Annotated in this window: 10 protein-coding genes; 6 read left to right on the top strand and 4 right to left on the bottom strand. The window is 64.7% G+C overall.

The features are described 5' to 3' along the window. Positions 1–8 precede the first annotated feature (8 nt). The 4 genes from F474_RS19755 to gcvH all read left to right on the top strand — a co-directional run bounded on the left by F474_RS19755 (position 9) and on the right by gcvH (position 4,224). Positions 9–1,010: an extracellular solute-binding protein gene (locus F474_RS19755; RefSeq protein WP_097088224.1), complete on the top strand. Its 1,002-nt coding sequence runs from the start codon at positions 9–11 to the stop codon at positions 1,008–1,010. Between the two features lie 3 nt (positions 1,011–1,013). Then, positions 1,014–2,609 carry an iron ABC transporter permease gene (locus F474_RS19750; RefSeq protein ID WP_097088226.1) on the top strand — a complete coding sequence of 532 codons (1,596 nt, stop codon included), beginning with the start codon at positions 1,014–1,016 and terminating at the stop codon, positions 2,607–2,609. Positions 2,610–2,710: 101 nt separating this feature from the next. Next, positions 2,711–3,793, top strand: a complete 1,083-nt coding sequence (gene gcvT, locus F474_RS19745) for a glycine cleavage system aminomethyltransferase GcvT (RefSeq protein ID WP_097088229.1) — start codon at positions 2,711–2,713, stop codon at positions 3,791–3,793. A 47-nt stretch (positions 3,794–3,840) separates the two neighbouring features. Then, positions 3,841–4,224: a glycine cleavage system protein GcvH gene (gene gcvH / locus F474_RS19740; RefSeq protein ID WP_097088231.1), complete on the top strand. Its 384-nt coding sequence runs from the start codon at positions 3,841–3,843 to the stop codon at positions 4,222–4,224. 41 nt (positions 4,225–4,265) lie between these two features. Here the strand turns inward: gcvH and F474_RS19735 are convergent, their stop codons facing one another. From F474_RS19735 to F474_RS19725, 3 genes are all read right to left on the bottom strand, one after another. Further along, positions 4,266–4,583 (bottom strand): DUF2388 domain-containing protein, encoded by a 318-nt coding sequence (locus F474_RS19735; RefSeq protein ID WP_097088234.1) that lies wholly within the window; start codon positions 4,581–4,583, stop codon positions 4,266–4,268. An 83-nt stretch (positions 4,584–4,666) separates the two neighbouring features. Then, the gene (locus tag F474_RS19730; RefSeq protein ID WP_097088237.1) at positions 4,667–6,382 is read right to left on the bottom strand and encodes a GspE/PulE family protein; all 1,716 of its coding nucleotides are present in this window, start codon (positions 6,380–6,382) and stop codon (positions 4,667–4,669) included. A gap of 115 nt (positions 6,383–6,497) precedes the next feature. Continuing rightward, positions 6,498–7,865 (bottom strand): inorganic triphosphatase, encoded by a 1,368-nt coding sequence (locus F474_RS19725; protein WP_097088239.1) that lies wholly within the window; start codon positions 7,863–7,865, stop codon positions 6,498–6,500. Positions 7,866–8,003: 138 nt separating this feature from the next. On the opposite strand from F474_RS19725, the gene argE reads away from it, so the two are divergent. Then, complete coding sequence (gene argE / locus F474_RS19720) at positions 8,004–9,152, top strand: acetylornithine deacetylase (RefSeq protein WP_097088241.1); 1,149 nt, start codon at positions 8,004–8,006, stop codon at positions 9,150–9,152. Between the two features lie 132 nt (positions 9,153–9,284). After that, entirely contained in the window at positions 9,285–10,589 is a 1,305-nt protein-coding gene (gene argA, locus F474_RS19715; RefSeq protein WP_097088243.1) for an amino-acid N-acetyltransferase, read from the top strand. Positions 10,590–10,643: 54 nt separating this feature from the next. Here the strand turns inward: argA and gshA are convergent, their stop codons facing one another. After that, a complete protein-coding gene (gene gshA / locus F474_RS19710; RefSeq protein ID WP_097088245.1) occupies positions 10,644–12,227 on the bottom strand; it encodes a glutamate--cysteine ligase in 1,584 nt (527 codons plus the stop codon). Positions 12,228–12,341: the final 114 nt, after the last annotated feature.

Raw genomic sequence — 12,341 nt, 5'->3', positions numbered from 1 at the left:
TCGGCTCCATGTCGGCATGCACCCGTCTTCTGGCTTCCATCACCCTGCTGGCGTGCTCCGCGCTGGCCCAGGCCGCTGAAGAGGTGGTGGTGTACTCCTCGCGCATCGACGAGCTGATCAAGCCAGTGTTCGACGCCTACACCGAGCGTACCGGCGTGAAGGTGAGCTTCATCACCGACAAGGAAGCGCCGCTGATGCAGCGCATCAAAGCCGAGGGCGAGCACGCCAAGGCTGACCTTCTACTCACCGTCGACGCCGGCAACCTCTGGCAGGCCGAACAGATGGGCATCCTGCAGCCGTTCGACTCGAAGGTGGTCGACGCCAACATCCCACCGCAATACCGCGCGGCCAGCCACGCCTGGACGGGCCTCAGCCTGCGTGCGCGCACCATCGCCTACTCCACCGAGCGCGTTCAGCCGGCCGAGCTATCCACCTACGAGGCTCTGGCCGGTAAACCCTGGGAAGGGCGCCTGTGCCTGCGTACCGCCAAGAAGGTCTACAACCAGTCGCTCACCGCGACTTTGATCGAAACCCATGGCGCCGAGCAGGCCGAGCAGGTTCTAAAAGGCTGGGTGAACAACCTCTCCACCGACGTGTTCTCCGACGATATCGCCGTGCTGCAGGCCATCGCCGCAGGCCAGTGCGATGTGGGTATCGTCAACAGCTATTACTACGGGCGCCTGCACAAGCAAGACCCGTCGCTGCCGGTGAAGCTCTTCTGGCCCAACCAGGCGGACCGCGGCGTGCACGTGAACCTGTCCGGCATCGGCCTGACTCGCCACGCGCCACATCCTGAGGCGGCCAAGGCGCTGGTGGAGTGGATGACGGGCGCTGAGGCGCAAGCAATCTTCGCCGGCGTCAACCAGGAGTTTCCTGCCAACCCCGCCGTTGCCCCTTCGGCAGAAGTCGCCAGCTGGGGCACATTCAAGGCCGACACGCTGCCGGTGGAAGTGGCCGGCCGGCGCCAGGCCGAGGCCATCCGCATGATGGACCGCGCGGGCTGGAACTGACCCTTGCCACCGAGTAGCCGCGGCCACTGGTGGCTAATCGCTTCAACTGCCGCAGCGTTGGTCCTGCTTCCCCTGTGTGTGCTGGCCCTGAGCTGGCAGAGCATCGATCACGAAATCTGGGCGCACCTGTGGAGCACGCAGTTGCCTCGCCTGCTCGGCAACACGCTGGTGCTGGTAGTGGGGGTTGGGCTGGGCGTCACGCTATTGGGCGTCAGCCTGGCATGGCTCACGGCGCTGTGCGAATTCCCCGGCAGGCGCTGGCTCGACTGGGCACTGATGCTGCCTTTCGCGATACCCGCCTATGTGCTGGCTTTCGTTTTCGTCGGGCTGTTCGATTTTGCCGGCCCTGTGCAAAGCCTGTGGCGAGAAGGGTTCGGGAGCGGGTTTCGCTTTCCTCGCGTGCGCTCCACGGGCGGCGTGATCATCGTGCTGGTGCTGGTCTTCTACCCCTACGTGTACCTGCTCGCACGCACGGCCTTCCTGTCTCAGGGGCGCGGGCTGATGGAAGCGGCGCGCTCATTGGGCCATTCGCCTTGGCGGGCGTTCGCCAGCGTCGGGCTACCCATGGCCCGGCCCGCCATCGGGGCGGGCGTGGGTCTTGCGCTGATGGAAACCCTGGCCGATTTCGGCGCTGTTTCAGTGTTCAACTTTGATACCTTCACCACGGCCATCTACAAGACCTGGTACGGCTTCTTCAGCTTGGGTACCGCCGCACAGCTGGCAAGCCTGCTGCTGTTGTTGGTGATGCTGATGCTCTATACCGAGCGCGCCACTCGCCGCTCCATCGGCGCCGGGCAGGATCGGGCGCGCACCCAGCCCCTGTACCGCCTGGCCGGCTGGCGCGCCTTGCTCGCCAGCGGCTGGTGCCTGTTTGTGTTCGGTTGTGCGTTCGTCATTCCCGTGCTGCAACTGCTGGTGTGGGTGTGGCAGCGCGGTCGGTTCGACCTGGATGAGCGCTATCTGGCCCTGGTGGGGCACACGCTGTCGCTGGGGGCCGTGGCAGCTGGCTTTACCGTTGCAGTCGCACTGCTGCTCGCCTTTTCCCGCCGGCTGACCCCGGGGCGTGGCATGGGTGCGTTGGTGGGCCTCGCCAACCTGGGTTATGCCTTGCCCGGCTCGGTGTTGGCGGTTTCAATCATGATGGCGTTCAGCTACCTGGACCGTGTTCTGGTGATTCCATTGGCCGGCCGGGCCTGGTTGCTGGGCAGCCTGGGGGCGCTGGTGCTGGCCTACCTGGTGCGGTTTCTGGCGGTGGCTCACGGGCCGTTGGAGCACGCGCTGTCGCGTATCAAGCCCTCATTGCCTGAGGCCGCGCGCAGCCTGGGCGTGGCAGGCGTACCCTTGCTACGGCGCGTCTACCTGCCGCTGCTGCTTCCTGGCGCACTGAGTGCAGGCCTGCTGGTGTTCGTCGACGTTCTGAAAGAAATGCCCGCTACGCTGCTGATGCGCCCTTTTGGCTGGGACACATTGGCGGTCAAGGTGTTTGAAATGACCAGCGAGGGCGAGTGGGCCCGTGCCGCCTTGCCCGCGTTATCGCTGGTGTTGGTGGGGCTGCTGCCGGTGATTGGTTTGATTCGCCGCTCCGCCCGGCTGCATTGAGGTGCCTCGCTGGCCGCTTGCGGCTACAATGCGCGGCAAAAAAAGGCACCAGGGGCTGTATCGGCCCGTGAGCCTTTCGCAACGCCCGGAAGGAGACACCCATGGGACAGCGTACGCCTTTGTATGACCTGCATTTGGCCCTGGGGGCCAAGATGGTCGATTTTGGCGGTTGGGACATGCCCCTGCATTATGGATCGCAGGTCGAGGAGCACCATCAGGTACGCAGCGATTGCGGCGTGTTCGATGTTTCCCATATGACAGTCATCGACGTCGGTGGCCCGGCGGCCAGCGCGTGGCTGGGCCAGGTGCTGGCCAATGATGTCAGCCGGCTCGCCGGCCCCGGCAAGGCCCTGTACAGCGCCATGCTCAATGAAGCGGGCGGGGTGATCGACGATCTGGTGATCTACCGGCTCGACAGCAGCTACCGGCTGATCGTCAACGCCGCTACCCGCGAGCGTGACCTGGCCTGGCTGCGCGAGCATGCCGGCGGCCACGCCGTGACCCTTACCGAGCGCCCTGATCTGTCGATCTTCGCTGTCCAAGGGCCGAGAGCGCGCGAGCGCCTGGCGTCGTTGGTCAGCCATGCGCGCGGTGAGCTGATCGGTAAGCTGCGCCCATTCGAAGGGTGCCAGGATGGCGACTGGTTCATCGCCTGCACCGGCTACACCGGCGAAGACGGCGTCGAGATTCTCCTGCCAGCCGACCAGGCCGTCGCGTTCTTCAACGAACTGGTAGGGGCGGGCATTTCACCTATTGGCCTGGGGGCGCGCGATACGTTGCGCCTGGAGGCTGGGCTGAACCTCTATGGCCAGGATATGGACGAGCAGCATTCGCCGCTGGTATCCAACCTCGCAGCCGCCATTGCCCTGCACCCGTCTGAACGCACCTTCATCGGCCGTGCGGCGCTGGAAGCCGAAGCGGCCCGAGGGCCGGGCAGCAAGCTGGTCGGCCTGGTGCTGGAAGAGCGCGGCGTATTACGGGCACAGCAAGTGGTGCGTATCGCTGGAGTTGGCGAAGGCGCCATTACCAGTGGTAGTTTCTCGCCTACGCTGAACAAGTCCATCGCACTGGCTCGAGTACCGGTTGCCACGGGTGAGCGAGCCGAGGTGGAAATTCGCGGCCGGTGGCTGCCGGTGCGGGTGGTCAGGCCGACCTTCGTGCGCCATGGCAAGATCCTGGTTTAAACACATTGAACATGGCGTAACGCCGCCGAATTGCTGAGGAGTGACCTATGAGCAACATCCCCGCCGACCTGCGCTATGCCGAAAGCCACGAGTGGGCTCGCCTGGAGGCCGATGGCACCGTTACCGTCGGGATTTCCGATCATGCCCAGGAGGCGCTGGGCGATGTGGTGTTCGTTGAGCTGCCTGAGGTGGGCAAGCTGGTTGACGCCGGTGGCAACCTGTCCGTCGTTGAGTCTGTGAAGGCTGCGTCAGATATCTATGCACCGGTGGCAGGCGAGGTGGTTGCCGTGAACGATGAACTGGCTAACTCGCCAGAGCTGGTCAACGAGCAGCCGTACGAAGCCTGGTTTTTCAAGATCAAGCCCAATGACTCTGCCGACCTGCAGAAACTGCTTGATGCCGCGGGCTATAAGGCGGCTATCGGCGAATAAGTGCAGAGGCCGGGCACAACGCCCGGCGCTCCCGGCGCTCCTCACTGATCGGCAATGGCGTTCTTGGCCAGAATGGCATTGGCCAGGTCCATGTCGCTGGCCTGCATACCCGGGTTGTCGGTGCGAATCTTCTGCATGGCCGCTTCCAGGAACGGCCCGCGGATAGCGCCGTCACTTGCTACGAAGCTGCCGGCGTCGTCCTGCGCTGCAACGACCATCTTGTGATCCTTGAAGGTCAGGTAAGTCGAGGCGGTGGTAGCACCTGACGACAGGATGTTGCGCCAGAACGTATCGGCCATGGCCGAGCCTACGGGCAGTGAAAGCAAAGCAGCAGTGGCTACAGCGGTTTTCCAGCGCATGTTCGAAACTCCTTGGGTGTGTTTACTCAGGCTTTGATCGGCCCGATCTGCGTTCAGTTCAGCCACCGGGCTGATTTTCCCCGCTAGCTTGTGGTTACCCTCAGCACCTCTTCGATGCTCGTGTGCCCGGCTGCCAGGCGCAGTGCTGCTGCGACTCGCAGCGGCTGCAGGCCCCCGTTCAGCGCCAGCGGTGCAAGGGGTGTGCCTGTGCCTATCGCCTCGCGCATCTGCGCGTTCACCGACATCAATTCATAGATCGCCAATCGGCCCTTGTAGCCCTGGTTGCACTGTTCACAACCGACGGCTCGGTAGACCTGGGCCGGGGGGCGGCAACGCCAGGGCTGGATCAACGTTTGCCACTGGCCCTCTGCCAGCGGTTGGGCCTGCTTGCAATGCTCGCAAAGCAAGCGGATCAGCCGCTGCGCCATCACTGCCACCAGCGTTGCACTGATGAGGTAGGGCGCTACGCTCAGCTCCCGTAACCGGTTCACCGCACCGGGGGCATCGTTGGTGTGCAACGTCGAAAGCACGAGGTGGCCTGTGAGTGCGGCCTGCGTGGCCATGCGCGCAGTTTCCTCGTCGCGTATCTCGCCCACCATGATGATGTCTGGGTCTTGGCGCATCAGGGCCCGCAGGCCGCTGGCGAAATTCAGGTCGATCGCCGGGCGTACCTGCATCTGATTCAGCGCCGGGTGTACCAGCTCGACGGGGTCTTCGACGGTCGATATGTTGACCTCCGGGCGTGCCAGTGCCTGCAGGGTGGCATAGAGCGTCGTGGTTTTGCCTGAGCCGGTAGGCCCTGTGACCAGGATGATTCCGTTGGGGCGTTTGATTGCTTCCTGCCACCGGCCCAGCAGTGCCCCGGAGAGGCCCAGGTCAGTGAACGACTTGCTCAGCACACTGGCATCGAACAGCCGTAGCACCAGCTTTTCGCCATAGGCCGTCGGCAATGTCGCCAAGCGCAGCTCGACGACTTGCCCCGAAGGGGTGGCATGCCGATAACGGCCATCCTGCGGCTTGCGCCGCTCGGCCAGGTTCATGCCTGCCAGCCCCTTCAGGCGGCTGACGGCCGCCAGGGCGACCGGGGCGGGGAGGTTTTGTATCGGTACGAGGGCGCCGTCGATGCGCATCCGAACCTGCGCCTGAGCCTCTCGCGGCTCGAGGTGAATGTCGCTGGCATGTCGCTCGAAGGCATGGTTCAGCAGCCAGTCGACCAAATCGATGATGGGCGCATCCTGGGCCTCAGGCGGGCGCTGCATCTGCTCGATTTCGGCCTGCGCCTCGCATGCCCCCGTCATTGACCGCGCCAGCTTGAACAGGGCGTCGATATGCCGTGCGATGTCTTCGGGGTTGGCGAGCACTCGCTCGATTTCAAGGCCCGTTGCGGTGGCCAGGTCTGCTTCCCAGGCCACTACCCAGGGCTCTGCGCACGCGATCACCAGCCTGCGGGTGTCGACTTCGAGCGGTAGCAACTGATGGTGACGCGCAAACGCCTCGGACATCACCCCTGCCAGGCGGCGGGCATCCAGGGTATTGGGGTCGATTCGCCGCCAAGGCAGCCCCGCTTCCCTGGCCAGCCAGCGGGTCAACCAGTCGAGGGTGAGGTATCGCCCGGGGTGGGCAGGGTCGGGCAGCTGGAGCTCGGCGAGCTGCACCAAGGCGTGCTGAGGGCGACCGTGCGCCTGGTGCACACGGAGTTGCTGGGCATCGACCGTAGAGACCAGGCCCTGAGCCTGCAGGCGGTCGAGCAGTTGGCCGGGTACCAGGGGCTGGTCTGCCTGGTGGGCGTAATGAAGCATGGCGTGTTGCCTTGTCACGGGGCCATCCATGGCCGGGGACTGGCAAGCATAGCGGGGTCGTGAGGCTAAGCCACTGCAGCTGTGTGACTATGCATTACGGCAAAGCCTCTGGCGCTCAGGCCTTGACCAAGGCTTTCCAACCAACTAGGCGCGACACCGCCAGGGCGTGCTCGCTGCGCTGCGGTCGGCTTTCGTCGGTCAGCGGCTGGGTGGCTAATTGGTGCAACTTGCTCAGCTCGCCATAAACGCGGTCGAGTTCAGGAAGCTCCAGCACATTGCGGGCGTAATGCAGCCACACCAGCAGGCGCTCCAAACGTGGCAGCTGCTCGGCCAGGTCTTCGGGCTGCTGGCGGTAGCGGTCCAGTTGCACTGCATTGCCTTCGTCGGCCAGGAAGGTTGCCAGCCAATTGGCCAATGGCACCGCGCCGAGTTTTTCGCCTCGGTTATTGCGTTCGGCCTTCCAGCCGGTGGCAAGCAGCCAACGCGACAGGCTCAAGGAAAAGTGCCCCCAGCGCGGGTCTTGCAGCTCCTCGGCAAACTGCTCAGGGGCGGCCTGGCGAACGTCTTCGTCTTCGATACCGGCCTCCACCAGCGGGCGCCAGTCTTCCAGCAGCGCGTCCAGCGCGCCGCGCAGTTCACGGGTGGTCGCCCGCGGGGCGGCCTGGCCCAGGCTGCCAAGTAGGGCGCGCAGCTCGCCCAGGCACTGCACCCAGTCCTGCAGCAGCCGCCAATGGCCATTGAAGCGGTACTGCTCGGCCAGGCGCTGGCTGCTGCCCAGCAAGTGCCAGGCGATGGCCGCGAAGGCATCATCGAGCGATTGCTCGGCGGCCAGCGCCGGTTGGGGCAGGGCCACGCTGTAGCTGCCCGCGTCGAACAGGCGGTAGCCACGCTCGGCCTTGCTGATGTCGCACGGCATCAGCGCCAGGGTTTGCGCCAGCTCTTCAGCCAGCTCCAGCAGCGCTGCCGGCTCGCCTTCGCGCAGTTCGAGCTCCAGCTCGCAGATCGGCTCCTTGAGCTTGCCAGCCGTGACCTGGCCTTGGTCCAGTGCGGCTTCGATCACGACCTTGGCCTTGCCGCGGCCCCAGGCGATCTCGGCCTTTTCACGGGTGAAGTCGGTGCTGAAAGCCGGCTTGATGGTCTTCTTGTCGAGCTCGGCCAAGGCGGCAGGCCAGCACTGGTCGTCCAGCTTTTTCAGGTCAAGCTTGGGTTTGCTCAGGTCCCAGTTGAATTCGTTGCGCTCGGAGAGCCCAGCGACGCTCTGGCCGCGGGTCTTGAGCGTCTGGATGATCTGCTCGCCGTCGCGGCGAATGCGCAGGGCGACCTTGGCGCCGGCCAGGTCACGCTCAGCGGTGTCGAAGTACTGGTTGGCCAGCTCGTGGGTCGACCAGCCGCTCTTGTTGCGCTTTTTCAGCAACGGGTGCTCGCGCAGCGCGGCCAGAGTTTCGGGGCTGACCCGCAGTTTGATTTCGGTTTCTTTATGCATGGCAGGATGAATCCAGGCGCCGTGAAAGGCGTTGCGTCGAAGCGGAAGGAATGCGCAAGTGTAACCCACCCAGGCAGTACGCGGTTTATTCCAGTGGCTCAATGGTTCTATAGTGAACGCCACACCGGGAGAAGCCTCATGCCATTGCCGTCCCTCAAAGAGCAATTTGCCGCACTGATCGCGACGCCTTCGGTCAGTTGTACCCAGGCCTCGCTCGACATGCCCAACCAGCCCGTGATCGATCTGCTGGCCGGTTGGTTGCACGACCTTGGGTTTCGCTGCGAAGTCCAGCCAGTGGCGCCGGGCAAGGCCAATCTTCTGGCCACCTTCGGCACCGGCCCAGGCGGCTTGGTATTGGCCGGCCACAGCGACACCGTGCCGTTCGACGAAAGCCTTTGGCAAACCGACCCGCTCAAGCTCACCGAGGCGGGTGACCGCTGGTTGGGCCTGGGCGTGTGCGACATGAAAGGCTTCTTCCCGTTGATCATCGAGGCCGTGCAGCCGCTTCTGAGCCAGCCGTTTCGCCAACCGCTGATCGTGTTGGCGACCTGCGACGAGGAAAGCTCGATGTCCGGCGCCAAGGCACTGGCCGATGCAGGCCGCCCCTTGGGGCGCGCGGCGGTGATCGGCGAGCCGACCGGGCTCAAGCCGATCCGCCTGCACAAAGGCGTGATGATGGAGCGTATCGACATCCTTGGGCAGAGCGGCCATTCCTCCGACCCGAGCCTGGGCCACAGCGCCCTGGAAGCGATGCACGCGGTGATGGGCGAGCTGATGGGCCTGCGCCAGCAATGGCAACGTGAATTCAACAACCCGCAGTTCGGCGTGCCGTCACCCACCCTGAACCTGGGCTGCATCCATGGCGGTGACAACCCCAACCGTATCTGCGGCCAGTGTGCCCTTGAGTTCGACCTGCGCCCGTTGCCCGGCATGGACCCTGCCGCCTTGCGCCAGGCGATCCAGCAAAAATTGCAGCCGCTTGCCCAGCGCCACCAGGTCAAGATCGACTACAAGCCGCTGTTCGGTGAGGTGCCCCCGTTCGAGCAGCGTGCCGATGCCGAGCTGGTGAAAGTGGCCGAACGGCTCACCGGCCACACCGCCGAGGCGGTGGCCTTCGGCACCGAGGCGCCGTACTTCCAGGCCCTGGGTTGCGAAACCCTGGTGCTGGGGCCGGGCGACATCCGCTGCGCTCACCAGCCCGGCGAATACCTTGAAATGTCACGTTTGCAGCCTACCGTGCGTCTATTGCGTGAACTGATCCAGCACTACTGCCTCGAACAAGGCTGACCGCTGGCACAAGCCACCCGTATTCAATTTGCCGACCAAGGAGCACGCGCGTGTTGCCAAGCCTGTTACGACGATGATCCCCGCCCTCGTTGCCCCGCGCTTTCGTCCCGAACTGCTTACAGGCCTTGTCTAATGCCCGAATACGTCAACTGGCTACGCCACGCTTCTCCTTACATCAATGCCCACCGGGACTGCACCTTCGTGGTGATGCTCCCGGGGGACGGGGTCGAGCACCCCAACTTCGGTAATATCGTTCACGACCTGGTGCTGCTGCACAGCCTCGGGGTGCGCTTGATCCTGGTTCACGGCTCCCGCCCGCAGATCGAAGCACGGCTGCACGCCCGCGGCCTGGAACCGCGTTATCACGAAGGGCTGCGCATCAGCGACGCGGCTACCCTGGAATGCGTGATCGACGCAGTTGGCAGCCTGCGCCTGGCTATCGAGGCGCGGCTGTCGATGGACATGGCCTCCTCGCCGATGCAGGGCTCACGCCTGCGCATCGTCAGCGGCAACCTGGTGACCGCCAAACCCATCGGTGTACTTGACGGGGTGGACTACCAACACACCGGTGAAGTGCGGCGTATCGACCGCAAGGGCATCAACCGCCTGCTCGACGAGCGCGCCATCGTGCTCTTGTCGCCCATCGGCTATTCGCCCACCGGTGAAATCTTCAACCTGGCCTGCGAAGACGTCGCCACCCGCGCCGCGATCGACCTGGCTGCCGACAAGCTGCTGCTGTTCGGCGCCGAACCTGGGCTGCTGGATGCCCAAGGCAAGCTGGTCCGGGAAATCAGCCCGCAGCAGGTGCCTGCGCACCTAGAGCGGCTGGGCCCTGCCAACTACCAGGGTGAGTTGCTCGATGCCGCCGCCCAGGCCTGCAAGGGGGGCGTTGCGCGCAGCCATATCGTCAGCTATGCCGAGAACGGCGCACTGCTCAGCGAGCTGTTCACCCGGGCCGGTAGCGGTACGCTGGTCGCCCAGGAGCAATTCGAGCGAGTGCGCGAGGCGAACATCGAGGATGTTGGCGGGTTGATCGACCTGATCAGCCCGCTGGAGGAGCAAGGGATCCTGGTACGCCGTTCACGGGAGGTGCTGGAGCGGGAGATCGAGCATTTCAGCGTGGTCGAACGCGAAGGGATGATCATCGCCTGTGCCGCGCTGTACCCAATCGCCGACTCGGATGCCGGCGAGCTGGCGTGCCTTGCGGTAAACCCCGAGTACCGCCACGGCGGGCGCGGCGATGAGCTGCTCGAGCGCATCGAGGAGCGCGCCCGTGCAGGGGGGCTCAATACCCTGTTCGTGCTGACGACCCGGACCGCCCACTGGTTTCGCGAGCGTGGGTTCGCCCCGAGCGGGGTCGAGCGCCTGCCGGCGGCGCGGGCTTCGCTGTACAACTTCCAGCGTAATTCGAAAATCTTCGAGAAGAGCCTGGCTTGAAACCCGGGCCAGGGGCGTGAGTGGCACGCCCCTAGCTGCCTGGCCTCGTTGCGGTCAGTGGCTGATTGCCAGGATGCTTGCCTGGTAGGAAGCCACGAACAGGTCGAAATCCCCGACTTCTTCCTGCTCCATCTGCGCCTGGCGCAGCAGTGACTCGCGTGCCTGGAGGTCGAAGGCCTGCTGCTCTACTGCGCTTAGCGGCTGGCTGCGCAGGTATTCGGCGTGGGCCTGGCTTTGGCGCACGGAAAACTCGATGAAGCTTTCCTTATTTTCCTGAAGGCTGGCCAGCACCTGCGCCGAGGGCGTGAGTGCAGGGTCGTCGACCTTGGCTTGCTGCGCAGCCAGCGCCTGGGCATGCGCCTCGCCGCCGTGGGCGCGGTCGAGCAATGCGGCGATCGGGGCGATCTTCTCCAGCACTTCGCTGGCCCAGGCTTGCAGGCCCACCGGGCCATCCGCGCGGGCCAGCATCAGGCCAGGCTTGCGACCTTCCTTGACCACGCTGAGGAAGTTGTCGGTGCAGTGGCCGCAGGTCGCGCCGTCCAGCAGTGGGCTTTGTTCAAGCGCGCAGTAGAGCAGGAAGGCGTCGAGGAAACGGGCCTCGGGCAGGTCGATACCTACCGGCAGGAAGGGGTTGATGTCCAGGCAGCGCACCTCGACGTACTGCACGCCGCGCGCCGCCAGCGCCTGGATCGGCCGCTCGCCGGGGTAAGTGACGCGCTTGGGGCGGATGTTGGAGTAGTACTCGTTTTCGATTTGCAGCACGTTAGTGTTGAGCTGCACCCATTCGCCGTCCTTGTGCGTGCCGATTTCCTGGTAGGGCGCGTAGGGCGTTGCGACCGCCTGGCGCAGGCTGTCGGTGTAGCTGGCAAGGTCGTTGTAGCACGGCGTGAGCCCGGCCTGGGCGTTGTTCTGGTAGCCCAGGTCACTCATGCGCAGGCTGGTGGCCCATGGCAGGTAGAGGGTGCTGGCGTCCAGTTGCTCCAGCTGGTGCGCACGGCCCCGCAAAAAGCCGGCGTCCAGGGCAGGCGAGGCACCGAACAGGTACATAAGCAACCAGCTATAGCGGCGGAAATTGCGGATCAGCCCGATGTAGGCATCGGACTGCAAGTCGCGCTCGCTGGCGGCCTTGCCCTCATTCGCGCCCAGCAGCGGCCACAGCGCGTCGGGAATCGAGAAGTTATAGTGGATGCCGGCGATGCACTGCATGGTCTTGCCATAGCGCACGGCCAGGCCTTTGCGATACACATGCTTGAGCTGGCCGATGTTGGAGGTGCCGTACCAGGCGATCGGAATGTCGGCCTCGGCCGGCAACGCACAGGGCATCGACGGGCTCCACAGCAGCTCGTCGCCGAGCCCTGTGTAGGCGTAGCGGTGAATGCTTTCCAGGCTTGCCAGCGTATCGGCCGGGTCGGCCAGCGCAGGCGTGATGAATTCCAGCAGCGACTCGGAATAGTCGGTGGTGATCTGTTCGTGCGTCAGGGCCGAGCCAAGCGCTTCCGGATGCGGCGTTTGTGCCAGCCGGCCTTCAGGCGTCACGCGCAGGCATTCACGTTCGATACCGTGCAGGCACTGGGTGAGCAGGCTCAGGTTGGCAGGCTCGCCCAGCAGTTGCAGGCGGCGGTTGAGAAGATCGCTCAAGTTCGGTTCCTTCACGCATCGGTCGCCCCGATATGGGGGTGGATCGATCGGTTACAAGGGGTAGGTGCGCACCGGCGTGATCGCCTGGCCAAAGCAGCCCTGGTTAAAGGTGCC

It is taken from the genome of Pseudomonas sp. URIL14HWK12:I12 (assembly GCF_003097135.1).
Lineage (GTDB): Bacteria > Pseudomonadota > Gammaproteobacteria > Pseudomonadales > Pseudomonadaceae > Aquipseudomonas.
This window is presented reverse-complemented; position numbering and strand designations above follow the sequence as displayed.

Excerpts from the sequence above, each read along its gene's own strand:
- F474_RS19755 (WP_097088224.1), top strand. The coding sequence starts at position 9 with ATGTCGGCATGCACCCGTCTTCTGGCTTCCATCACCCTGCTGGCGTGC.
- gcvT (WP_097088229.1), top strand. The coding sequence starts at position 2,711 with ATGGGACAGCGTACGCCTTTGTATGACCTGCATTTGGCCCTGGGGGCC.
- gcvH (WP_097088231.1), top strand. The coding sequence starts at position 3,841 with ATGAGCAACATCCCCGCCGACCTGCGCTATGCCGAAAGCCACGAGTGG.
- F474_RS19735 (WP_097088234.1), bottom strand. The coding sequence starts at position 4,583 with ATGCGCTGGAAAACCGCTGTAGCCACTGCTGCTTTGCTTTCACTGCCC.
- F474_RS19730 (WP_097088237.1), bottom strand. The coding sequence starts at position 6,382 with ATGCTTCATTACGCCCACCAGGCAGACCAGCCCCTGGTACCCGGCCAA.
- F474_RS19725 (WP_097088239.1), bottom strand. The coding sequence starts at position 7,865 with ATGCATAAAGAAACCGAAATCAAACTGCGGGTCAGCCCCGAAACTCTG.
- argE (WP_097088241.1), top strand. The coding sequence starts at position 8,004 with ATGCCATTGCCGTCCCTCAAAGAGCAATTTGCCGCACTGATCGCGACG.
- argA (WP_097088243.1), top strand. The coding sequence starts at position 9,285 with ATGCCCGAATACGTCAACTGGCTACGCCACGCTTCTCCTTACATCAAT.